The sequence below is a fragment of the Bacillus cereus group sp. N14 genome (assembly GCF_016483555.1).
Taxonomy (GTDB): Bacteria; Bacillota; Bacilli; order Bacillales; family Bacillaceae_G; genus Bacillus_A; species Bacillus_A wiedmannii.
Map to the genome: position 1 here is coordinate 280,920 of NZ_JAEHBQ010000002.1, position 21,618 is coordinate 302,537.

Consider the following 21,618-nt stretch of genomic DNA (forward strand, 5'->3'; position numbering starts at 1 on the left):
CCCTTTTTCTTCTAACTATAGAAAAAATCTATAGAAATAAATAGTTTATTAGAAGTTTTTTAATTTAATCTTTACAGTACATTAACATTCAGTATAAATCTTCCATATAGAATGAAAGCAGGTTAAGAGTGAGGGGAGAGAGGTGAAACGATGGACATTAAAATTAGTGGATTAGAAAAGAATTTTGGAAAAACGCAGGCGTTAAAGCCGTTACAAATTGTCATGAAACAAGGTGAATTTACCACACTTTTAGGACCTTCGGGATGCGGGAAAACGACTTTACTTAGAATGATTGCAGGACTTGAAGAACCAGATAAAGGAGAAATATATTTCGGAGATACGTGCATGTATTCTAGTGCGAAAAAAATAAAAACATCTCCTCATGAACGTAATATCGGTATGGTATTTCAAGATTTCGCTTTATGGCCACACATGAATGTATTTGAAAATGTTGCATTTGGTTTAAGGGCTACAAAGCAAACGAATCAATTACGGGAAAAAGTAGAAGATGCAATAAAGCGAGTTCGCCTGCAAGGGATGGAGAAAAGATATCCACATGAACTCTCTGGCGGACAGCAGCAACGTGTCGCATTTGCTAGAGCGATTGTAACAAAACCGCATTTTATTTTGTTTGATGAACCGCTGAGTGCACTCGATGCAATTTTGAGAGAAGAAATGCGATTAGAGCTTATGGATATCGTTCATTCGATCGGTTTAACGGCATTGTATGTCACTCACGATCAAACAGAAGCAATGTCAATGTCAGATCAAATTATTGTCATGAAACAAGGAGAAGTATTACAAAAAGGAACACCAGAAGACATTTATGTGAAGCCATCTCATGAATTTGTTGCAAAATTTGTTGGTAAGGCAAATTGGCTTGTAGAGGGTAAACAAATGATTCGTCCAGAGCATGTGAGCTGGACGAAAAATGAAGTGTGTGAAATGTATACAGGTGAAATTCAGCACGTTACATATGTAGGAGAACGGTATGAAATGAAAGTAAACATGGGTGCACTTGGAATATGGACAGCTTATCACAATAGTAAATTAAGCATCGGTAAACCAGTATCGTTATATGTGCCAAAAAAATATATTCATCATATAGGGGGAGAATCGTATGAAGAAATTCAGTTCGCTTAAGTCTTTATTTGTATGTACGTTATTATTTTCTGCTGTAGTAACAGGGTGTAGTTCAAAGACAGGTAGTGCAGATGCTAAAAATAAAAATGCGAATGAAAAGAAAATTGTTGTATATAGTGCGGGGCCAAAAGGATTAGCAGAAAAAATTCAAAAGGACTTTGAAAAGAAAACGGGTATAAAAGTAGAAATGTTTCAAGGAACAACTGGTAAGATTTTAGCGAGAATGGAAGCTGAAAAGAAAAATCCAGTCGTTGACGTTGTCGTACTTGCATCTTTACCAGCGATGGAAGGATTAAAAAAGGATGGGCAAACGTTAGCTTATAAAGAAGCGAAACAAGCTGATAAGCTTCGTTCTGAATGGTCGGATGATAAAGGACACTATTTCGGTTATAGTGCTTCAGCGTTAGGAATTGTGTATAACACAAAAAATGTGAAGACAGCGCCTGAAGATTGGAGTGATATAACAAAAGGGGAATGGAAAGGGAAAGTGAACCTTCCAGATCCGGCACTTTCAGGTTCAGCTTTAGACTTTGTAACAGGATATGTGAAAAAGAATGGGAAAGATGGATGGAATTTATTTGAACAGATTAAGAAAAATGAAGTTACAGTAGCAGGTGCAAACCAAGAAGCGTTAGATCCAGTAGTAACAGGTGCGAAAGACATGGTAATTGCGGGTGTTGATTATATGACGTACAGCGCAAAAGCAAAGGGGGAACCGGTTGATATTGTCTATCCAAAAAGCGGAACAGTTATTAGCCCGCGTGCAGCAGGTATTATGAAGGATAGTAAAAATGTAGAAGGTGCAAAAGAGTTTATTGATTATTTATTATCAGATGATGTGCAAAAACAAGTTGCTAAAGCGTATTTATTACCAGGCAGAACAGATATAAAAGCTGAAAATAGACCGAATGTAGAAGAGATTCCCGTATTAAATATTGATTGGAAGACAGTTGAGAAAGAACAAGATGAAATAGGAAAACAATTTAAGAAAGTATTTCAATAAGATGGTGATTACATGGTAAATCGATTCGTATCAGTAAGACAAGTTGGAATGACGGTAGCGTTGTTACTTGTGGCGATGTTAATCGTCATTCCGCTTTTTCTCATTTTATTTTCTAGTGTATATGAAAATAGTAGTTGGAATTTTTTAAAGCCTTTTGAAGTGATGCAGAGTGGTGGATTAGCTGGGATTTTTCTAAACTCAATGCTCCTAGGTGTACTCGTAGTAATAGGAGCAACCATATTTGCATTTCCATTAGCATTTATTATGAGCAAAACAGATGTTGGAAAGTATAGTAAGTTAGATATTATTTTTATGATTCCATTTATGACACCGCCATATATTGGATCGATGGGCTGGATTTTGTTCATGCAACCGAACGGCTATTTTGAACAGTTTTTTCCGATGCTAAAGACGATTTCATCTTCGTTTTTTAGTTTAGGAGGTATGGTTTTAATTATGAGTCTGCATTTATTCCCATTCCTATACTTCATGTTGAAAAACACGTTACTTCAAATTGGGAGTAGTAAAGAAGAAGCGGCAGCAGTTCATGGCGGAAGCTTTTTCTATCGTTTACGAAAAATAATATTGCCGTTATTAGTATCAAGTTATGTAATGGGTGCTTTACTCATTTTCGTAAAGACGATTGCTGAATTTGGAACACCAGCTACATTCGGACGAAGAATAGGATTTCATGTGTTAACATCAGAGATTCATAAATTTATTTCGAGTTGGCCGATTGATTTTAGTAGTGCAACAGCATTATCTTCTTTATTACTTAGTGCATGTATGCTCATTTGGTATATGCAAAATGTATTAAATCGAAAGTATTCATATGCAATGGTTAGTGGAAAAGGTGTGAAATCTAAAAGGTATACATTGTCTATATTTACACGCGTTGTGGCATGGGGCTATGTAATTGGTTTATTAATCGTATCAATTGGAATCCCATACTTTTCTATAATGATTGCTTCATTATCAAAATTAAGAGGCGGCGGCTTGCATGTAAACAACTTTACAACAAGCCATTATGAAGCATTATTTACAATTGGATCTCCAGGATTAGAAGCTTTATGGAACAGTTTTCTATTTTCACTTATAACGGCGATTATTGCTGTTATGATTGGAGTCTTTTTGGCGCTTATGATTCGAAAGGGGAAAAAGTCCTCTGAAAAATGGCTTGATATGTGCGGTATGTTACCGAATATGGTACCAGGAATTGTGATGGTTGTAGGGCTGATTTTATTTTGGAATTCACCCTATATGCCCATGTCAATTTACAATACACCAGTCATGGTTATCGTGACGTACGTTGTTCTTTTTTTACCTTATACGGTGCAGTATGTAAAAGCATCGCTCGGGCAAATTGATGATTCTCTTGTACAGGCAGGAACCATTTTTTCTGGAAATTATATTTATATTTTTAGAAAAATAATATTACCTCTTATTATCCCGGGTATTCTTGCTGGATGGGCGATGACATTTACAATCTCGATAAGAGAGTTAGTAGCATCCCTTCTCATACTGCCTCCATCAGTAGAAACTTCAGCAACATTTATTTTTGCTCAATTTGAACAAGGAGAAGTATCTATTGGAATGGCAATGGCTGTCGTTTCAGTTGGACTTACAACAATATGTTTATTACTTCTGCAACATATGGAGCAAAAACGAAAAGGGGTAGCATGATGAGAATAGAAGTATGGGGAGGAGCGGGAGAATACGGTCGTTCCTGCTACTTCGTAAAAAATAAAGAGACGAAAATAGTATTTGATTGTGGTATTAATCGATCATATGAGGATAGTTATCCAAAAATAGAGAGGGAAGTTGTACCGTTTTTAGATGCAGTATTTTTATCACATATTCATGAAGATCACACGATGGGCTTACCTTTATTAGCGAAGTATGGATATAAGAAAAAAATTTGGACGACTCGTTATACGAAGGAGCAACTTCCCACTTATTATGAAAAATGGAGAAACTATAATTTGACGCAAGGATGGAATGTACCTTATAACGACCAAAATGTTAAAGATTTAGATTATGTATATATTGATGAAATTAGTAATCCGAATGAGTGGATACAGATTACACCTACATTGCGTTTTCAATGGGGGTATAGTGGGCATGTATTAGGGGCTGTTTGGTTTTTAGTGGACATGAGTCATACATATGTATTTTATTCTGGCGATTACTCAGCAGAGTCTAACATACTACGAGCTAATTTACCTGAGAAATTGCGTGGCGATATAAAAGTTGCAATCGTAGATGCCGCTTATCATACTGAGGATGTTTCGCAACATGAAAGAGTAAACGAACTGTGTGCAGAAATTGAACGAGTTGCGCAAAATAAAGGAATAGCATTACTACCGTTGCCACCGCTTGGTAGGGCGCAAGATATCGTATTGTATTTATATGAAAAATATAAAGAACTTCCCATTATAGTAGATCAAGAAATTTTGGATGGATTTGAGGAGATGTTCGTATATAAAGATTGGATTAAAAATAATGAAGAAATCGAACGGGTGCTGGAGAGTTTAAAAAGAAACATAATCGTTATGGATCATGACATCGGTACGCAAAATAGTTATGGAATAGTTGTAATGAGTGATGCGAATATGCAAACGAAACGAGCGCAGTTATATTATGAACAACTGCGATATGAAGAACGAAATTCCATTATATTTACTGGACATATTGCTAAAGGGAGTTTTGCAGACAAAGTTTTGAAAGAACGTGTAGGTAAAGAATGTAGGGTGAAGCGAGTTCCATATAAAGTTCACCAAAGTATAAGAGATGTGAAAGAGATGTTAAATACATTATTACCAGAACATACGGTGTTAGTACACGCTTTGAAAGAGGATACGGATCGATTACAGAAAAAGCTTAGCATAGCAGGATATGAAAATGTGTATTCACTAACTATGGAACGTATAGAAGTCATTTAAAATGTAAAGGGGATAGGTATATGAAAAAAGTATTTGTATTCGTAAGCATTTTCTTTTGTTGTTTCCTTTATAACGTTCAGGAAGGGTTTGCTACTAGTCCAATGAAACCTAGTTTTGAAGTGAAGTTATTATTAAAGCCAGAACAAGTATTAGGTTACAACAAAGAAATGAACCAAGAGATATTAGAATATTTTCAGGCTGGTACAAATTATGAAAGCATACAAGTGCAATTTTTAGATACGGCAAATAAAAATTTAAGTAATGAAGGGTGGTTTGCGAGAATTCGAAAGAAAGAATTTAGTAAAGATTTTGAGCTAACATATAAAAAAAGATATCCGATTCAAAATGGTGTAATTCAAGATGCACTAGAAGTGGCTCAAAAGGATGGATTTGATAGTAAAACTGATAACTATGAGGCAGAAATAGATTGGGGATTTGAGAAGAAAACGTTAAGTATTTCAAATAAGAAAAGCTACAGTGCTAAAGGATATGGAGTACTTGATTTACCAAAAGAACGAGCTGCTCAAAACATGTTAATAGAAAAGTTGCCAGGGAAAATGAACAAATGGTTGTATACGAATTGGGGAGAAGAAATGCTCAAAAATTCTCGTATTTATGGCCCTGTATTAATGAAAAGGTATACAGCTGAATTTGAAAATATTAAAACGAATATTGAAGTTTGGCCACTAAGTAATACAGGGAAAATAGAAGATGATTTCGTAATAGAAGTGTCGTTTAAAACAAATGAGGAAAGTATTGCAACAAAACAAAGAGAATTATTAATGAAGAGTTTAGAACAAAAAGGATGGTTGTTACCGAAAGATAGTTTGAAGACAGAGCTTATTTTTCAGTGAATAGTAAAAAGGAATCCATATTCTATGGATTCCTTTTTCTAATATATGAGTATTAAGCTAAATCAGCTGACACGAACATATCATTATTTTGAAGGTTTTTAGAGCGTAAACTATAAGCAACTACTTTCTTTTTATGTTGCTTTACAACATCAACATGCTCTTCATGACTATAAATATAAAATGTAAAATCTTTTTTGCCACGTTTTGCATTGATAATTAAAGGCGTGCCCTCATTGTGAGGTGGTGCATAATAGCGATCTAAAAATAAACCTTCGTTAAAATCATGAATAATTTTGGATTTCTTTTCACCTTCTACGTTATTGCCATTGATTGTAACAGTCGAATTCTCTTCTTCAAGTTGTGGATGTGTTTCGTACTTGCTAATAATGGATTCAATAACAGTGTTAGGAAGGCTAGAAACGATAATTTTAAATGCCCCAAATACAACTAACATTACAATAAACCAAGTCGTCATAGTATATCATCCCCTTTATTCTATTTAATAATATAACTCATATGGTAATAGTACATATGGTGAAGTTTTGTATAATTTGTGAAAAATATGCCATTTTCACGAACGAAATGTTAGAAAAATCAATTTTGTTACAAAAAGTTGAAATCGAAGTATTTTAAAAGAAAAAGGTTTATAATAAAAATATAACTAATAACAACATTACTAATTATAAGGAAGTGTAACTATGAGTACTGTAACAATCGTATATGGTATTATTCTTTCTACAATTATTGTTTTATTTATTGTCGGGGTATCGCGTTATATTCATAAATGGAAAGAAGGCGTTGCGAAATTAAATCACATTGAAGAAGAACTTAGTGATTTAATGTTACATCATGGTAAGTAAACGTTTATTTTTTTACTAAACAATGTGAAAAATATCACAAAACATGCTCTCATCATGAAGGCATGTTTTTTTGTTATGTGAATGATAGGCACATTCATACATTTTTTCCATACGATACAGTGTGAAAGTAGAAATGTTCGGAGTGGAAAAGAGGGATAAAATGAGTAGTTCAGGTTATGTTCCAGATAATAAAAATTTAAAGAAAAGCTCAGGAACTCCAAACCTTTTCTTTGATTCAAGAAAAAATGTCTTTTTTAAAAGAGATGAGAAAAACGTTGCATATGAAGTTACGTCAACGCAGTTACCAGCGATGATAGGAGGGGCGTTTGTTGATTTGTTTATGACGAAAGGGCATATGAGGGAACCACATTGGCATCCGAATGCGTGGGAATTAGATGTTGTTGTATCAGGAGAAGCAGTTACATCCATTTTAAATCCGGAAACGAATCAATTGCAAAATTATCATGTGAAAGCGGGGCAAACTGTCTTTATTCCAATGGGATGGTGGCATTGGATTACAGCGATAACAGAAGAAGTACAATTACATTTGTTCTTCAATAACGATCAGTTTGAAACAGCAGAAGGATCAGACATACTTAGATTAACTCCGCCAGAAGTATTTCAAGCTGCATACGGTGTAAGTGCAGAAAAATTAGGAAAGGATCTTTCGCCAATTAAGGAGTCAATTGTAATTGGTCCTCCTAACTCAAATCGACTAAATAGCGTTAAAGAAAGTCACGATTCAAATATAATCGTTACGTTAAATGGACACATAACATCATGTGAAATAGAGTAATTCTTTCTATTTTAGGAAGAGTTGCTCTGTTTTGTTTAATTTTGTAATTCAATTCGTTATAATTATTAAATAGAAGGGAATTTCTAGAGGGGGCATATTGTGAACATATTAAAGATTATAGGAATTATTGTAGGAGTCATTATAGTAGCCGTTATAGCTTTCTTTTTTATTATGAAGTACTATTTGTCAAAAGAAGATCCTGATTACGTATTAAAGTACATAAAAGAACATAAAGATGATGAAACTTGTTCAGTACTAATTAGAAAAAATGGGGAAGTATTAACATCTATAAATGAAAATGAAAAATTGCCATTAGCGAGTACGGCAAAAATCGTCATAGCAGTTGAATTTGCTAAGCAAGTGTCAGAAGGAAAGATAAGCCGTAATGAACAAATTTCATTGCAGGAGTTAGAAAAATATTATGTTAAAAACACTGATGGTGGAGCGCATCCTGACTGGTTAGAAGATGCAAAAGTGAGAGAGTTAGTGCAAAATGGACGGATCGCTTTAGAAGAAGTGGCTAAAGGAATGATTCATTATAGTTCTAATGCGAATACAACATATTTGTTAGATAAGCTTGGAATAGAAAGAGTGAATGAAAGTATAAAAGAATTAGAGCTTACTAGTCATGACAAGTTCTCTTCGTATACTGCTTCACTATATATGAGAGGGTATGTAGAAAAAGAGCTTCACGAGCCAGAAAATCAATCGTTAGAAATGATACGTAACATGTCAAAGGGCGAGTATACTAAACATGTGTTACAAATTCATGAATGGATGAAAGATCAAGAAGAATGGAAAAAACGGGATATCCCATTAAAGGTAGATATGGAATTTCAGCGAATTTGGTCAGATCGATTAGTAGGTGCAAACGCTAAAGATTATATGAGTATAATGGAAAAAATAAATAGTAGAAAGTATTTTCCAAAATCAATGCAAGAAGAAATCGAGAATATTTTCAAAGGAACAGTTGATAATAGCAAGTTTGAATTTGCTGGTCAAAAAGGTGGATCTACCGCATTCGTATTGACAAAAAGTTTGTATACTACAGATAAGAAGGGGAATAAGGTAGAAGTTGTAATTATGTTTAACGATATAGAAGATCAAGTTGCATACCAAAAGCTGAGAAATAATATAGATTATTTTATTCAAGAGGCTATAACAGATGAAGAGTTTAGAAAGAATTTATAACGAAATAATTTTATTATGTAAACAAGGGCGCTTTTTAGAAAGCGTCCTTTTTCTTTTTATAATACAGGATTTCTTATTTACTTCATTGAATATAGATTGAAAATAAGAAGGGAAGTTGAAAAATGACCACAATATATTTTGTTCGCCATGCCCACTCTACATATACAAAAGAAGAACGGGAAAGGCCTTTATCTGAAAAAGGTTTGTTAGATACGCAGCATGTAACACGCTTATTAAAAGATAAACATATTGATGTTGTGATTTCTAGTCCGTACAAAAGGGCAATGCAAACTGTGCAAGGAATTGCCAATACATATAATTTATCAATACAACTGGAAGAAGATTTACGGGAAAGGCTATTAAGTACAGAGCCGGTACAGGATTTTAATGATGCTCTTCAGAAGGTATGGGAAGACTGGACTTTTGCATACGAAGGTGGAGAATCAAATGATGTAGCACAAAGACGTGCTGTAATATGTATGCAAAGTATATTAAAAAAATATAAAGGTAAGAATATTGTAATAGGTACTCATGGGAATATTATGGTATTACTAATGAATTATTTTGATTCGAAATATGATTTTCAGTTTTGGAAAACCCTTCATATGCCTGACGTGTATAAATTAACTTTTGATAATAATTGTTTCAGTTCTGCTGAAAGAATACAGTCTGCAGATTATCAGATAAATAATTTGTAAAAGTTTATCAAAAAAAGAGGAAAGGGAGAAGTTATTGTAGAAGTATGACTTTGTAACATAAAAAATATGTGTTAAAGGAGGCTGTTTACATGTTTGAGAAAGAGAAAGAAGGGCTTATTGAAGTTCAGAACGTATTTGAAATTGTACCAGCAGATGGAGCAATTATTGGTATGGCAACGGAAGAAGAAATGGAAATTGCTGCTGAACTAGAGCTGCAGTACTATGCCCATTCTCGTTTGTTAGAAGCAAATATTCAGTTAGACGGTTCCTCCTACAAAGAGTTACTTCAGGAGTTCCAGGAGTACGAAAGAAAATCAATGAGCTTTTGGCGAGCAATACATAAACGTTTAGCTGTGCCATGGGCATGGGTATTACGTATTGACGTTGCGAATGGCCCTATATATGTAAGTAATGGGAATTCGTATTATGAAGAAATCGATGATGAAGAAGATTATGAATAGATAAGTAAGGAAGCAGCGTTAGTTGCTTCCTTTTTTTATTCGTAGAGATTGAACTGCTTCAATAATAATATTTGGTCGATCATTTTCGATTCCGTGACCAGCATGTTCGGCAAGAATATATTGGCTATTTATTGAGATTTGTAATTGTTCATGAATCAGTTCTTGCCACATTGCTTCAAGTTGTATCGCTTCCTCTTTTGGCATGCCGCCATTAGTCAATTGAGTAATAGAATATTGAGGATCTCTACCAATAACGATTAATGGTATTTCTAATGTTTTACATAGCTCTTTTATTGAGAGAGCACAGTTTTTCCACGCCGATAGTTCAGAAGCGGTCACTTTATATAATGAAGGCGAGGTAGAGAATTCAATTTGCTGTTTTGATTGATCGGTGAGAATAGGTTTTAGTTCGTTATAAAGTGTGTCTACATCCATTTTTGAATACATATTATATTTTTGAAACCAAACATCATCAGAATCAGTTTGATCAGAAATTGGTAAATGAAGTTCATCTAAACGGTGTAAGTTCATCGAAGTAGAATCAACTAAAATAAGTGCTTGCAGCTTATCTTCATGTAACATCGCAAAATGTTGTGCACATAATCCTCCATAGGAATGACCGATTAGAATAAATGGCTCTTGAATAGCTAGTTTGTTTAGTAACATATGTAGCTCTTTTGTAACTTGCCTTATTGTACGCGGCTGATTGCCTAAATCACTTTTTCCGTAACCTGGGCGATGGTATGAAACGACTGTAAAGTGCTCTGAAAGCTTTTCTATAATAGGAAACCAATCATAAAATGAGCAACTCATTCCGGTTTGAATAACTACCGTTTGTTTACTACTTCCTTTTATATATACTTCTATAGTTTGCTCCAATACCTCTACAAATTTATAAATAGTAAACCCTCCTAACTAAGCTTGAAATAATTTTTGACAAGCAAAAACAATACACCAAACACCTACACCGAATAAGACCGATGTACTAAGTGTAAATGAATTTTTTAAACCAATATAGACAATAAATAATAGTAGTGCTGATGCGGGGAATCCATATAATACCCCTAAAGCAAATTGACTCAATTCTTGTTTATTCCCGCCTTCGAATGAAATCCAAAATAGACCAAGTAAACTCACGAGAGGAAGGGCAGCAATAAAGCCACCTATTGTACTGTAGTGTTTAGCGACTTCAGTGATAACGCCGATAATAAGTGCCGAAACGATTACTTTAACGAGGAAATGCATATTTTGCCTCCTTCGCTAATAGCGAAAATGCTTTTTCAATTAATTGTTGTTCTTCTTTTGATAACTGTGATTCTAATATTTTTATCTTTTCTTTATCGAGTAAAGTATGTTTTTCTAATACTTCAATGCCTTCTTTCGTTAAAGTAAGGTTCACAACTCTTTCATCTTGTTTGTTTCTTTCTTTCATGATAAACCCTTTTTGAATAAGGCGTTTTACGTGTTCAGACGCTGTGTTATGAGAGAGACTAAGCTCAGTAGCGACTTTTCCAATTGTTATATCTTTCTCACGAGAAGCGATTTGTAAAATACGAATGGCTTGGTGGGAAAGGTTGTCTTCATATTCATATCGTAAGTGATAATAAATACTTTCCCAATGTTGATTGATGTCTTTCATAATGATAAATCCCCCTATTTTTATATCGTATAATAAGATATATTCGTTAGTATAGAGATAAAATCCTTTTATTTGGATAAAAAATGTTGAAAAAGTTTATTTTTATTGAAATATAAGGTAATCTATGTGTAAAGGTATACATTTAGCAAGAGAGAGGATGATAGCTGTGAATACATTTAAATGGATGAGTCATGAGCAGATGTATGTAGATGAAATACATGTTGAAAAATGTGGTCCTCTTTCAGTCGGCGTATATGGGGGAAATCAAGAAAGTGATGCATATGAAAGAGGAGATGCGGTGCTTGCTTGGTGGGATCCTAAATTACAATTTGAATTTGTTATGATTTTTGATACACACCACAAAACAAAAAATATCGATTATATAATAGAAGCAATTTCAGCAAGAAAAGAGAAACTAAAAGAGTTATTTTCTTACCCGATACATTTAGCTTTTCATCATACACATATGTACTTATTAGCGTTATTTACAGATGAGTTGTTTATTGAAAAATGTGATCAAGATGATGAGGAACTTTCATGCTTAATTTGTTTGCGAAAAGGCGAATTTTTATATTGGCTATCAGTTGGTGATTGCTTCGCATATTTATTCCATTCTGAAAAAACGAAGAATGGTAAAGGGCGGTTAAATAAACGGAAGAATTACGAATATATTGGTAGGAAAAATATTTTCGCAGCAAATACACCTTGCTTTACGTCAGGTGTCAGAGGATTAGAAAAAGGAATGAATCACATTGTAATGGCAACGGACGGTATTTTAGAGTGTGATAAACGAAAATTTGATGATGATCAATCTTTAGTAGAAATATTGCACGACGGAAGTTGCTTACAGATTGAGCCAGTATTAACAAATGTACTGCAGTGGAAAGGTAGAGATTGTGCCACTATTATTGGGTGGTCTATTGACACTGAAAATAAACAATGTGCTAATTAATATAAAAGGAGTTCAAGGTTTTTATCCTTGAACTCCTTTTTGTTAAGCAATATGAATATGATACGTTTTCAACCATTCATTTACTTGTAGCATATATTCCATAGCACTTCTTGCTTCAAAATTGTTAATTTCTTTATTGCTTTCATCGGCAATGGCAAGTAATGTGGAATGATTAATAAGTGAGAAAATAGGATTGTTTTTATTACTGCACAAGTCGAGTGATAAATGACGGATTGTTTGTAAATAATGTGGATCTTGTGAAGTTGGGTAAGCACTTTTTCTTCTATTGCGTACATCGTCAGGTAAAGCAGGTTGCAGTGCTCTACGTAAAATGCCTTTTTCAATATTATCAATGCTTTTTATATCGAAAGGAACGTTCCATAAATATTCAACTAATCGATAATCGCAAAACGGTACACGAACTTCAAATCCTACAGCCATACTCATACGGTCTTTACGGTCAAGTAAGAATGGGAGAAATCTCGTTAAAAATAAATAAAACATTTGACGTTGTTTTGCGGATTTTTTACTTTCACCTTCAAGAGTAGGGACTTCAAGAATTGCTTCTTGGAATCGTGTATCAATATAGTCTTCTAAGTTACATTGGTTATTTACTTCATTTAATAGAAGAGGAGAAGTGTTTTTCCAATTTGTTAGCCAAGGAAACTTATCGACATATAGTAATTCTTCTTGGTGAAACCAGGGATACCCACCAAATACTTCATCAGCAGATTCTCCAGATAAAGCTACAGTCGCATCTTTTTTCATTTCGCAAAATAGTAAATATAGTGAAGTTTCCATTTCGCCAGCACTTGGTAAATCTTTTGCACGGAGGGGAACGAATAAGTGATTTGCTAATTCTTCAGCATTCACAATAATGTCATGATGCGCTGTCCCTACATGTTCAGAAACACGTTTTACCCAAGGAGCGTCTAAACCAGTGCGAGCAAATGTCAGCTCGAAATCTTTTGCACTATTTACAAAGTCAACGGAATACGTATGAAGTGTTTTATTTTCCGCTGCAAATTCTTTACCTGCTAGTGCAGTAATACCGCTAGAATCTAATCCTCCTGATAACATACAGACGAGAGGAACATCGGCAATTAATTGTCTTTTTACTGTATCTTGTAAAATAGATAAAATATGTGATGATGTATCTTCAGTAGAGTCTGTATGAATCTTACTTTCTAAATTCCAATACTTCTTAACTACTTTTTTATCACGTGTAAACGTTATAGAATGTCCAGCACGTACTTCTTGAATATGTTTAAAGACGCCACATCCTGGAGTTCGAAATAAGCCTAATCCAAATATTTCATTTATGCCATCCGCATCAATTTCAGCAGGAACAGATGGATGAGCTAATAATGCTTTTATTTCAGATCCGAAAATAATACTGTCATTTCTTTCTGTATAAAAGAGTGGCTTTACGCCTAAATGATCACGTGCTAAAAACAGTTGTTGCTTCTGATCATCCCATAAGGCGAAAGCGAAAATTCCGTTTAAATGTTGTACACAGTCTTCTTTCCATTCTAAATATGCATGTAGTAATACTTCTGTATCTGAATGCGTTTCAAATGCATGACCACACTGTTGAAGTTGCTCTCTCAGTTCACGGAAATTATAAATTTCTCCATTATAAGTAAGAGCATACGTATAATCACCAGCACGAAATGTCTTCGGCTGTGTCCCGCCTTCTGGATCAATAACAATTAAACGCCGGTGTGCAAAGGCCGCACGAGGTGAAAACCAAAACCCTTCAGCGTCAGGCCCACGATGCTGAATACGATTTGCCATCTTTTTTAAAATAACATGTTGATTTGAAAGGTTTTCCTTCCAATCTACCCAACCTGTAATTCCACACATACACATCTCATCTCCTAATTTAAAATGTTGAAAAGTAGATTAACGAAATAAAATGTACACCTAGTTAAAGGATGACCATATAAATAGTGTACTACATGAATTAAATTGCAGACTTGAGAAAATTTTCTTGTAATACATAGTTATGTGAGACAATGGCGTAGGGAAAGTATTCCATAACATACAAAAAATAAAAAAAGATGAGAGAAAATTTTTTGTAAGACGTTATATAGGGTGTAAAAGCTTTTACAAAAAAATAAGGGGAATCGCTACATGAAATCAAATGAGAAAAATTTTATAAAAAGATTACAACGGCAAAAAGAAGATGCGCTAGAATTCGTTGTCGATACATACTTACCACTCATAAAAGGAATAACGCACAAAGTTCTTCTTCCAGTTCAAAATGATGGACTCATAGAGGAATGTGTAAACGATATATTTCTTTCCATTTGGAATAACGCAAATAAATTTCATGGAGAGCCGAGTGATTTTAAAAAATGGATAGCGGCAATTGCAAAATTTAAAGCGATTGATTATTACCGGAAAGCGACTAGAAAAGTAGAAATTATTTCAGATGAGATTCCTATCAGTACGGAAAAGTCAGCGGAAGATGAATTAATCGTTATGGAAGATAGGGAAGAATTATTGAAGCTTATTAATCAATTAGAACCGCTAGATCAAAAGGTGTTCATTATGAAATATCTTCTCGATATGAAGACAGAAGAAATAGGAGACAAATTAGGGTTAACTCGGGCAGCGATCGATAATCGTGTGTACCGGGGGAAAAAGAAACTACAACAAAATGCTGCGAAAATTAGTTTTGGAGGTAGTGCAATATGAAAGACATTTATGAACTATTAAATCATATTGATATAGATGAAAAAGAACTTGAGGAAATTGAGGCTTCTGAAATTGAAAAAGAAAAAGTGAAACGTAATGTAAAACAATCGATACGTACGAAGAAAAAGATGAAAAATTGGAAAAAATGTGTTGCTGTTGCATCTATTTTAGTAGGGTTATCAGTTGCAACGCTTGGTATTGGGTTTCCTACATATGCAGGGGGATTGCCAATTGTAGGTGATATATTCCGATTTTTAGATAATGGTAGAACAGGGTTATATGAAAATTATAAAGCGGACGCAGAGAAGAAAACGGGGCTTCATAATAATTATCAACAATACGCCACAGTACTAAATATGACAAAAGAAAGAAATGGAATTAAGATAACGATTAATAATGCGATTTTCGATGGTAAGACAGTATCAATAAACTATTCTATAGAAAGTAACAGAAATTTAGGCAAAAATCCAAGTACGTTGGATTTTTTAACTATTAAAGGAGCAGGTGCCCAATCAGGAAGCAATGAAATTATTAAGGTCGCTGATAGGAAATATAAAGGTTTAATAAAAACAAGTAGTGATCTAGTTAGTAATAAAGGAACTACAGTGAATGTTGAATGGAGTATACAAAGTATAAACATTTTAGAAACAGAAGAAGAGATAAAAGGAGATTGGAATTTTAATATTAATCTAAAAGGAATAGAAAATAAAGAGAAATTGATTAGAGGTAGTGCAGAAAAAGATGGTGTAAAAGTTAATATGGAGAGAATGGAAATAACACCCATGTCGTTTATTCTATATTACAACCAAGAAGTAGCTCAAGAAATAAGAGGTGTATGGGATGGAGTGGATGTTGATTTAAAAGTGAGAGATGATATAGGTAATCAGTATTATGGAGAAGGAAATGGAGGCTCAGGTGAAGATCCTTATAATTTTAATTGGAGTGAAACATTCCAACAACTTAATGAGAATGCGACTAAGTTAATAATAACGCCTTACGTTAATTTAAGAATTCACACTCCTGAAAATTATGGCTCGGTAACAATAGTTGGAGGAGAAGTAAAGGAGCGTTTTGTGCCTCGAAGATTGGGAGGCAATAAGGGTATTGCGTTAGATGATATTGTAATTGACTTAAAGAAATAAAAAAGAGACTGCCTAAAACCATTAGGCAGTCTTTTTTTCGTTAAGAACTAGTAACGAGTAATGCATGTGGATGCTGCGTTTTATACTCATCTTTCCACGGAATGTTTAGTTGTTCCCACGATTCGCCGCTATCATTGGATTGAAAGACGCCATTGTTATTTAAAGTGTAAAACGTATGTGGTTCTGCTGGATTTGTCGCAAACATTGAAATGACTGTACCAATTGCAGATGGTAGACCTTGCTGCAATTGCTGGAAAGGAGTATCTTTCGTTTTCCGATAAATATAAGATTCATAAGGAATACGATGATGAGCGAGGTCAGCACTCGGTGCGGCAGAAACGAGAATTGTATCACAATCAGCCGGATCGATAGCCATGCTGTATAAATAATGGTGTTCAAGTCCTTCACTGCATGAGATCCAGCTGTTTCCACTGTTATAACTTTCAAGGTATGCGCGATCAGGTCCGCCCATAAAACCATCACCACATGATGCATAAAGGCGATTTGGGGCTTCAGGGTGCATAAGCAATTGATGCGCATCGATAGGAGCACCGAATTTTTTATCAATCCAAGTATGCCCTCTATCATTACTTTGAATAACAGCACCAGCTTCAATTGAAACATGGATTGTATTTGGATTGTTTGGATCAACTGTAATCCAGCGAACATGATGGGTGAAAGGTCTAGGCGGGAAAGCCCACGTATAAGAAGATAATAATGATTTCATATTTTTAAGTTCAGTCCACGTTTCACCACCATTTTCAGAACGGAATAAAGCGCTCGGTTCTGTGCCGACATAAACGACGCCATAGCCGTTAACTTGTTCATTAGGACTTATCGTAATGGAAGTTATCGAAGAGTGTAAAATACCATCTTCTTTAGGGAAATCAAAGTAACGATATGAATCTCCAATCGGTTTCCACGAATCTCCGCCATCGTCGCTTAACCATAAACCTCGTCCAAATGTTCCGCAGTATACACGATTCTTTTGAAATGGATCAACAGCGATACAGGTAGGTTGCATATTTTGTAAGTGACACGCTGTTTCAAAGTGACCATATTGTTCTTTCACTACAACAAGTTCTCGCTCCATACAGAGAAATAAACGTTTCATTTTAGTAACCTCCTTAAAAATTCTTTCATTAGTAAACAATATGAAGCTGAAAAAGAAGTAGTCTTATTTTTTGTTGAGAAAAAGGACTTGTTTGAAAAATATCGAAGTGTGTAGGTAGAGGAAGCGGACGTTTATGGGCAGTTAATGGGGGATAAAGAGGGGGAGTTTGTTTCATACTAACATACAGATATTGCACTTAAAGGAGCATTCGTATGGGACATTCACATGATCATGGTCATTCTAACAATAAAAAAGCGCTACTAATCGCTTTCGTATTAACGACAAGTTTTATGATTGCTGAAGTTATTGGGGGATTTGTAACAAATAGCTTAGCACTATTATCTGACGCGGGGCATATGTTAAGTGATGCAGTATCCTTAGCGTTAAGTTTACTTGCGTTCAAGCTCGGAGAAAAAACAGCAACAACTGCGAAAACATATGGGTATAAGCGAGTCGAAATGTTAGCGGCATTATGTAACGGTGTCGTTCTTATTATCATTTCAGTATACATTTTTATTGAAGCAATTCGCCGTTTTAAAGAGCCAGTTGAGATTGCTAGTAATGGGATGCTCATTATTGCTGTACTTGGTCTGCTTATTAATATTTTATCAGCTTGGATATTAATGAGAGGCGGAGATGTGAAGGGGAATTTGAATTTAAGAAGTGCTTTCTTACACGTATTAGGCGATCTATTAGGATCAGTTGGAGCGATTATTGCTGCGCTACTTATTAAATTTTTCGGATGGACTGTTGCAGATGCGATTGCTAGTATTCTTGTGTCTATTTTAGTCATTATTAGTGGATGGCGTGTAACACGTGATACGGTCCATATATTAATGGAAGGTGCACCCCAGCACATAAATGTTGAAGAGGTAAAAAGTACATTATTAAATATTACGGTTGTAAAAGAAGTTCATGATTTGCACATATGGTCTGTCACATCTGATTTTCAAGTATTAACTTGCCATTTGATTATTAAAGGTGATGAAACGCAAAATGTATTAAAAGAGGCTACGGATGTATTAAAGGAGAAGTTTCATGTAGAACATGTCACCATTCAAGTGGAAATAGATGGTGAATTTAATCATGGTGAGACAACTTGCAAAGTATGAAAGAAAAAGGATAAGAAAATGTGTCATAACATTTTTCGCACGGCATACATATATATAATGTGGCCACAAATACTTTGTAAGGTAAATATTTCATGAAATTACTTTACTTATAAAGAGTCATCTTTTATAATCAAAAGTGGTAATTGATAAAGATTATCATTTTCAATGATCGTGGAAAGGAGTTTTTTAAAAGATGAGTAGTCAACTCCGTTTTGCTGTTGAAAATCGTAAGAGGCATTTAATTGATGAGTTAATTGGAGCAGGTGTGTTTAAAATTCGCGACCGACAATTATACGAGCTGTCTTTAGAGGAATTGGAAAAAGAGTACGAAGATATGGAAGAATATGCAGATATTCAGGCATAACTATATAGATTAGTAAAAGGTGAGCTGGTTACGATTTTGTGTAACCAGCTCTATTATTATTTCGTAGACATTATTTTTGATATTTCTTTCATTGGACGGAGCCAGTTTTGAGACATCATTTGTTCCATTTGTTTTTCGTCCTGCTTTTGCAATGCTTGAATGATAGAGTGATGTTCTTCAATAGATTGACTTGCTGGAACAAAGTTTTGGAAAAACAAATATTCAAGGCGTAAAACGTGAAGTTGCATATTTTCTAGAAAGGGTTCAATATATTGGTTTTTAGCAATAGAAGAAATTGTATTGTGAAATTGTATATCTAGTTTTAAAGCTTGTTTTGCGTTTTTCGTCTCTATAGAGCGCTGAAAATCAGCATTTATTTCAGAAAGTAGTTTCAAATCAGCGTCTGTAATGTTTTGAAGTGCTTGCTTTCCTATAATAGAGTGAAGACCAGCCATCGTTTCATAAATGATAGGAATGTCGTCTAACTTAATAGGAGCAATTTTTGTTTTTTGCCCAGGTACCATTTCCACTAATCCAGAAAGCTCCAATATTTGAAGTGCTTCTCTTACAGGTGTTCTGCTTACTCCTAGTGCTTCAGCCAACTCCCCATCATTAATTTTTTCATCAGGCTGAAGTACACCTTCAATAATCCAATCTTGTAGTTGATTTAAAACGAGTGATTTTGCCGAAACTCTTCCTTGTTTTTTATAATTTTGAGGGATAGGCATAGTGAATTCAATCCTTTCATTGTATATTTTCTTTTTTCTCATGAACAAACTTTAATTCCTGTTTCCCTTCATCCGGTTTTTGGCTTAAGATGAGCACCATTACAATGACACAAAAAGCCCCTAATAACTGAAAAGATTGAAAGGGTACGTGTAATATAAGTACAGAAGAAATAATAGCTGCGAGTGGTTCAGTACAACCGAATAATGTCGTTTCTTTCGGAGTCAGGTATCGTATGCTGTCTAAGTATAAATAAAATGCAATCAGTGTTCCGAAAATGACGACAAATGTGATGAGCGGTAGGGTACTTAGTTTTACATATTTCATAGTCGATAATAAAATGAATTCGTTTGTAGAAATAAAGTGTAGAATCGTAACGCCAATACCCCCAATAATCATGCCCCATCCAACGATAACAGAGGAAGACCAGCTTTCTAGTAATTCCTTGGAATATAAACTATAAAAAGCAAGAGATACCCCAGATAAAATACCCCAAATAATAGCCGGTGTAGAAACAGCCAAGTTATGAACAGACCCATTTGTTAGTAAGAGAAAAGTGCCTACTAATGAAAGGGTAATGGAAATGAAATCAATTTTTGATGGCCGAACGTTCCATTTGAAAAGTAAGTATACAGTAATAAATATAGGAGCTAAATATTGCAATAATGTTGCGACGGCAGCATTCCCTTCTTTAATAGAAGCGAAGTACGTGTACTGTACAGCAAGCATACCGAATAGGCCAAACAATATTATTTTAGTAGCATCAGATCTTTGTTTCCATATGCCGAATATTTCTTTTTTTCTCGTTCCGAATGATGAAATCATGAGCAAGATAATGCCAGATATAAGCAAACGAATTGTAACTAACCATTCAGTAGAAACATTTTCATATTGAAAAAGTTGTTGTGCAGCTGTTCCGGACAATCCCCATAAACAAGCACCAATTACAACCATAATGATTCCTTTTAAACGATTTGGATCCATATAGTTTTTATTCTCCTTTTCTACAAATTCGTTTCGGATACAATATGCAATATATCACAAAATGAATAAAAAATAAACTGAAATTTCTGTGTTATAAGGTGGGAATTTTAGTAGTTCCAGTTATGTTTACGATACAAGTGAGGAGGTGAAATAAAGCGAGATAAAATTATAAAAATAAATCATAATCAAGAGGATAAAAAAATAAAGATAAGAGTAATTTGGTTTGTTAAAAATATGTGTAGAAGGAGAAATGTGATGAGCTGGGTTACTCATAAACCAACATTTGAATTTGATCAATACAGTCCATATATTCGTATGAATTCTGCTTGGGTGGGACATTTAAACTTCGCTTATGATTTAGTAAGATTTGAAAAGCCAGAAATATTAGTTGAGTTAGGTACACATTTAGGAGCTTCTTTTTTCAGTTTTTGCCAAGGGGTAAAAGATGAAGGGTTATCTACAAAATGCTTTGCTGTAGATACTTGGGCAGGAGATGAGCACACAGGTCCATATGGAGAAGGTGTTTTTCAAATAGTGAGTAAATTTGTGAGCACGAGTTATCCTCAAATAGGGAATTTAATTCGGTCTACTTTTGATGAGGCCGTGGATCAGTTTCAAGATGGAACGATAAATTTGTTGCATATTGATGGCTATCATACGTATGAAGCAGTTTCTCATGACTATAAAACATGGCTACCGAAACTTGCGAATAACGGTATTGTGTTATTTCATGATATTGAGGTGAAAAATCGAAACTTCGGCGTGTATAAATTTTGGGATGAGGTCAAGGCGAAGTACCCTCATTTTCAGTTTGAGCATTCCTATGGGCTCGGAGTGTTATTTCCGAAAGGCTATAGCGATCAGTTTGTGGAAATACTTAAAAATAAAGAAGAAATACAAAATATGTATAAATAAAAGTGAAGCATGCATCATT

General features: G+C 34.5%; 25 protein-coding genes. 17 read left to right on the forward strand and 8 right to left on the reverse strand.

Features of this window, described 5'->3' with window-relative positions:
• Positions 1 to 150: 150 nt before the first annotated feature.
• The 5 genes from JDS82_RS04855 to JDS82_RS04875 are packed head-to-tail and all read left to right on the forward strand — an operon-like array spanning position 151 to position 5,942.
• Positions 151 to 1,143: an ABC transporter ATP-binding protein gene (locus JDS82_RS04855; RefSeq protein WP_000351823.1), complete on the forward strand. Its 993-nt coding sequence runs from the start codon at positions 151 to 153 to the stop codon at positions 1,141 to 1,143.
• The gene (locus tag JDS82_RS04860; RefSeq protein ID WP_199712787.1) at positions 1,121 to 2,146 is read left to right on the forward strand and encodes an ABC transporter substrate-binding protein; all 1,026 of its coding nucleotides are present in this window, start codon (positions 1,121 to 1,123) and stop codon (positions 2,144 to 2,146) included. The genes JDS82_RS04855 and JDS82_RS04860 overlap by 23 nt, the downstream gene beginning before the upstream one ends.
• Before the next feature lie 12 nt (positions 2,147 to 2,158).
• The gene (locus JDS82_RS04865) at positions 2,159 to 3,829 is read left to right on the forward strand and encodes an ABC transporter permease (RefSeq protein WP_048566855.1); all 1,671 of its coding nucleotides are present in this window, start codon (positions 2,159 to 2,161) and stop codon (positions 3,827 to 3,829) included.
• Positions 3,826 to 5,088, forward strand: a complete 1,263-nt coding sequence (locus JDS82_RS04870; RefSeq protein WP_048566856.1) for an MBL fold metallo-hydrolase — start codon at positions 3,826 to 3,828, stop codon at positions 5,086 to 5,088. The genes JDS82_RS04865 and JDS82_RS04870 overlap by 4 nt, the downstream gene beginning before the upstream one ends.
• 20 nt (positions 5,089 to 5,108) lie before the next feature.
• Positions 5,109 to 5,942 (forward strand): hypothetical protein, encoded by an 834-nt coding sequence (locus tag JDS82_RS04875; protein WP_000755336.1) that lies wholly within the window; start codon positions 5,109 to 5,111, stop codon positions 5,940 to 5,942.
• 52 nt (positions 5,943 to 5,994) lie between these two features.
• On the opposite strand, the gene JDS82_RS04880 is transcribed toward JDS82_RS04875, so the two are convergent.
• Positions 5,995 to 6,417: a YfmQ family protein gene (locus JDS82_RS04880; protein ID WP_000214602.1), complete on the reverse strand. Its 423-nt coding sequence runs from the start codon at positions 6,415 to 6,417 to the stop codon at positions 5,995 to 5,997.
• 41 nt (positions 6,418 to 6,458) lie between these two features.
• On the opposite strand from JDS82_RS04880, the gene JDS82_RS04885 reads away from it, so the two are divergent.
• From JDS82_RS04885 to JDS82_RS04910, 6 genes are all read left to right on the forward strand, one after another.
• The gene (locus JDS82_RS04885) at positions 6,459 to 6,575 is read left to right on the forward strand and encodes a hypothetical protein (RefSeq protein WP_001987133.1); all 117 of its coding nucleotides are present in this window, start codon (positions 6,459 to 6,461) and stop codon (positions 6,573 to 6,575) included.
• Positions 6,576 to 6,640: 65 nt separating this feature from the next.
• Positions 6,641 to 6,802, forward strand: coding sequence for a hypothetical protein (locus JDS82_RS04890; RefSeq protein WP_000109008.1), 162 nt, complete (start codon positions 6,641 to 6,643; stop codon positions 6,800 to 6,802).
• A 160-nt stretch (positions 6,803 to 6,962) separates the two neighbouring features.
• Complete coding sequence (locus tag JDS82_RS04895) at positions 6,963 to 7,598, forward strand: cupin domain-containing protein (RefSeq protein ID WP_048561236.1); 636 nt, start codon at positions 6,963 to 6,965, stop codon at positions 7,596 to 7,598.
• Positions 7,599 to 7,697: 99 nt separating this feature from the next.
• Positions 7,698 to 8,789: a serine hydrolase gene (locus tag JDS82_RS04900; RefSeq protein ID WP_199712788.1), complete on the forward strand. Its 1,092-nt coding sequence runs from the start codon at positions 7,698 to 7,700 to the stop codon at positions 8,787 to 8,789.
• Positions 8,790 to 8,911: 122 nt separating this feature from the next.
• Complete coding sequence (locus JDS82_RS04905; RefSeq protein ID WP_071743336.1) at positions 8,912 to 9,487, forward strand: histidine phosphatase family protein; 576 nt, start codon at positions 8,912 to 8,914, stop codon at positions 9,485 to 9,487.
• An 89-nt stretch (positions 9,488 to 9,576) separates the two neighbouring features.
• Positions 9,577 to 9,948: a hypothetical protein gene (locus JDS82_RS04910; protein ID WP_046959012.1), complete on the forward strand. Its 372-nt coding sequence runs from the start codon at positions 9,577 to 9,579 to the stop codon at positions 9,946 to 9,948.
• An 18-nt stretch (positions 9,949 to 9,966) separates the two neighbouring features.
• Here JDS82_RS04910 and JDS82_RS04915 read toward each other — a convergent pair whose 3' ends face one another.
• From JDS82_RS04915 to JDS82_RS04925, 3 genes are read right to left on the reverse strand one after another with little or no spacing between them, the layout of a single operon-like run.
• The gene (locus JDS82_RS04915; RefSeq protein WP_199712789.1) at positions 9,967 to 10,827 is read right to left on the reverse strand and encodes an alpha/beta fold hydrolase; all 861 of its coding nucleotides are present in this window, start codon (positions 10,825 to 10,827) and stop codon (positions 9,967 to 9,969) included.
• A gap of 36 nt (positions 10,828 to 10,863) precedes the next feature.
• Positions 10,864 to 11,193: a DUF3147 family protein gene (locus tag JDS82_RS04920; RefSeq protein WP_199712790.1), complete on the reverse strand. Its 330-nt coding sequence runs from the start codon at positions 11,191 to 11,193 to the stop codon at positions 10,864 to 10,866.
• Positions 11,177 to 11,587 carry a MarR family winged helix-turn-helix transcriptional regulator gene (locus JDS82_RS04925; RefSeq protein WP_000651925.1) on the reverse strand — a complete coding sequence of 137 codons (411 nt, stop codon included), beginning with the start codon at positions 11,585 to 11,587 and terminating at the stop codon, positions 11,177 to 11,179. Before JDS82_RS04925 ends, JDS82_RS04920 begins: the two co-directional genes overlap by 17 nt.
• Before the next feature lie 124 nt (positions 11,588 to 11,711).
• On the opposite strand from JDS82_RS04925, the gene JDS82_RS04930 reads away from it, so the two are divergent.
• The gene (locus tag JDS82_RS04930; RefSeq protein WP_199712791.1) at positions 11,712 to 12,539 is read left to right on the forward strand and encodes a PP2C family serine/threonine-protein phosphatase; all 828 of its coding nucleotides are present in this window, start codon (positions 11,712 to 11,714) and stop codon (positions 12,537 to 12,539) included.
• A 42-nt stretch (positions 12,540 to 12,581) separates the two neighbouring features.
• Here JDS82_RS04930 and asnB read toward each other — a convergent pair whose 3' ends face one another.
• The gene (asnB, locus tag JDS82_RS04935) at positions 12,582 to 14,405 is read right to left on the reverse strand and encodes an asparagine synthase (glutamine-hydrolyzing) (RefSeq protein ID WP_199712792.1); all 1,824 of its coding nucleotides are present in this window, start codon (positions 14,403 to 14,405) and stop codon (positions 12,582 to 12,584) included.
• 270 nt (positions 14,406 to 14,675) lie between these two features.
• Here asnB and JDS82_RS04940 point away from each other — a divergent pair, with 270 nt between their 5' ends.
• On the forward strand, positions 14,676 to 15,242 hold the full coding sequence (locus JDS82_RS04940) for a sigma-70 family RNA polymerase sigma factor (RefSeq protein WP_199712793.1): 567 nt from the start codon (positions 14,676 to 14,678) through the stop codon (positions 15,240 to 15,242).
• Positions 15,239 to 16,384 carry a DUF4179 domain-containing protein gene (locus tag JDS82_RS04945; RefSeq protein ID WP_199712794.1) on the forward strand — a complete coding sequence of 382 codons (1,146 nt, stop codon included), beginning with the start codon at positions 15,239 to 15,241 and terminating at the stop codon, positions 16,382 to 16,384. Before JDS82_RS04940 ends, JDS82_RS04945 begins: the two co-directional genes overlap by 4 nt.
• A gap of 40 nt (positions 16,385 to 16,424) precedes the next feature.
• Here JDS82_RS04945 and JDS82_RS04950 read toward each other — a convergent pair whose 3' ends face one another.
• Positions 16,425 to 17,498 (reverse strand): WD40/YVTN/BNR-like repeat-containing protein, encoded by a 1,074-nt coding sequence (locus tag JDS82_RS04950; protein WP_064449826.1) that lies wholly within the window; start codon positions 17,496 to 17,498, stop codon positions 16,425 to 16,427.
• 212 nt (positions 17,499 to 17,710) lie between these two features.
• On the opposite strand from JDS82_RS04950, the gene JDS82_RS04955 reads away from it, so the two are divergent.
• Both JDS82_RS04955 and fbpA read left to right on the forward strand, forming a co-directional pair.
• On the forward strand, positions 17,711 to 18,610 hold the full coding sequence (locus JDS82_RS04955) for a cation diffusion facilitator family transporter (protein WP_199712795.1): 900 nt from the start codon (positions 17,711 to 17,713) through the stop codon (positions 18,608 to 18,610).
• A gap of 193 nt (positions 18,611 to 18,803) precedes the next feature.
• Positions 18,804 to 18,974 (forward strand): Fur-regulated basic protein FbpA, encoded by a 171-nt coding sequence (gene fbpA, locus JDS82_RS04960; RefSeq protein ID WP_000098304.1) that lies wholly within the window; start codon positions 18,804 to 18,806, stop codon positions 18,972 to 18,974.
• A 56-nt stretch (positions 18,975 to 19,030) separates the two neighbouring features.
• Here the strand turns inward: fbpA and JDS82_RS04965 are convergent, their stop codons facing one another.
• Positions 19,031 to 19,702, reverse strand: coding sequence for a GntR family transcriptional regulator (locus JDS82_RS04965; RefSeq protein WP_002108598.1), 672 nt, complete (start codon positions 19,700 to 19,702; stop codon positions 19,031 to 19,033).
• Positions 19,703 to 19,718: 16 nt separating this feature from the next.
• A complete protein-coding gene (locus tag JDS82_RS04970; RefSeq protein ID WP_000371448.1) occupies positions 19,719 to 20,684 on the reverse strand; it encodes a DMT family transporter in 966 nt (321 codons plus the stop codon).
• A 255-nt stretch (positions 20,685 to 20,939) separates the two neighbouring features.
• On the opposite strand from JDS82_RS04970, the gene JDS82_RS04975 reads away from it, so the two are divergent.
• Positions 20,940 to 21,599 carry a class I SAM-dependent methyltransferase gene (locus JDS82_RS04975; RefSeq protein ID WP_199712796.1) on the forward strand — a complete coding sequence of 220 codons (660 nt, stop codon included), beginning with the start codon at positions 20,940 to 20,942 and terminating at the stop codon, positions 21,597 to 21,599.
• Positions 21,600 to 21,618: the final 19 nt, after the last annotated feature.

Excerpts from the sequence above, each read along its gene's own strand:
- JDS82_RS04880 (WP_000214602.1), bottom strand. The coding sequence starts at position 6,417 with ATGACGACTTGGTTTATTGTAATGTTAGTTGTATTTGGGGCATTTAAA.
- JDS82_RS04925 (WP_000651925.1), bottom strand. The coding sequence starts at position 11,587 with ATGAAAGACATCAATCAACATTGGGAAAGTATTTATTATCACTTACGA.
- JDS82_RS04855 (WP_000351823.1), top strand. The coding sequence starts at position 151 with ATGGACATTAAAATTAGTGGATTAGAAAAGAATTTTGGAAAAACGCAG.
- JDS82_RS04950 (WP_064449826.1), bottom strand. The coding sequence starts at position 17,498 with ATGAAACGTTTATTTCTCTGTATGGAGCGAGAACTTGTTGTAGTGAAA.
- JDS82_RS04965 (WP_002108598.1), bottom strand. The coding sequence starts at position 19,702 with ATGCCTATCCCTCAAAATTATAAAAAACAAGGAAGAGTTTCGGCAAAA.
- JDS82_RS04865 (WP_048566855.1), top strand. The coding sequence starts at position 2,159 with ATGGTAAATCGATTCGTATCAGTAAGACAAGTTGGAATGACGGTAGCG.
- JDS82_RS04875 (WP_000755336.1), top strand. The coding sequence starts at position 5,109 with ATGAAAAAAGTATTTGTATTCGTAAGCATTTTCTTTTGTTGTTTCCTT.
- JDS82_RS04970 (WP_000371448.1), bottom strand. The coding sequence starts at position 20,684 with ATGGATCCAAATCGTTTAAAAGGAATCATTATGGTTGTAATTGGTGCT.
- JDS82_RS04870 (WP_048566856.1), top strand. The coding sequence starts at position 3,826 with ATGATGAGAATAGAAGTATGGGGAGGAGCGGGAGAATACGGTCGTTCC.
- JDS82_RS04975 (WP_199712796.1), top strand. The coding sequence starts at position 20,940 with ATGAGCTGGGTTACTCATAAACCAACATTTGAATTTGATCAATACAGT.
- JDS82_RS04930 (WP_199712791.1), top strand. The coding sequence starts at position 11,712 with ATGTGTAAAGGTATACATTTAGCAAGAGAGAGGATGATAGCTGTGAAT.
- JDS82_RS04905 (WP_071743336.1), top strand. The coding sequence starts at position 8,912 with ATGACCACAATATATTTTGTTCGCCATGCCCACTCTACATATACAAAA.
- JDS82_RS04945 (WP_199712794.1), top strand. The coding sequence starts at position 15,239 with ATGAAAGACATTTATGAACTATTAAATCATATTGATATAGATGAAAAA.
- JDS82_RS04940 (WP_199712793.1), top strand. The coding sequence starts at position 14,676 with ATGAAATCAAATGAGAAAAATTTTATAAAAAGATTACAACGGCAAAAA.
- JDS82_RS04885 (WP_001987133.1), top strand. The coding sequence starts at position 6,459 with ATGGTAATAGTACATATGGTGAAGTTTTGTATAATTTGTGAAAAATAT.
- JDS82_RS04895 (WP_048561236.1), top strand. The coding sequence starts at position 6,963 with ATGAGTAGTTCAGGTTATGTTCCAGATAATAAAAATTTAAAGAAAAGC.
- JDS82_RS04955 (WP_199712795.1), top strand. The coding sequence starts at position 17,711 with ATGGGACATTCACATGATCATGGTCATTCTAACAATAAAAAAGCGCTA.
- JDS82_RS04860 (WP_199712787.1), top strand. The coding sequence starts at position 1,121 with ATGAAGAAATTCAGTTCGCTTAAGTCTTTATTTGTATGTACGTTATTA.
- JDS82_RS04910 (WP_046959012.1), top strand. The coding sequence starts at position 9,577 with ATGTTTGAGAAAGAGAAAGAAGGGCTTATTGAAGTTCAGAACGTATTT.
- JDS82_RS04920 (WP_199712790.1), bottom strand. The coding sequence starts at position 11,193 with ATGCATTTCCTCGTTAAAGTAATCGTTTCGGCACTTATTATCGGCGTT.
- fbpA (WP_000098304.1), top strand. The coding sequence starts at position 18,804 with ATGAGTAGTCAACTCCGTTTTGCTGTTGAAAATCGTAAGAGGCATTTA.
- JDS82_RS04890 (WP_000109008.1), top strand. The coding sequence starts at position 6,641 with ATGAGTACTGTAACAATCGTATATGGTATTATTCTTTCTACAATTATT.
- asnB (WP_199712792.1), bottom strand. The coding sequence starts at position 14,405 with ATGTGTGGAATTACAGGTTGGGTAGATTGGAAGGAAAACCTTTCAAAT.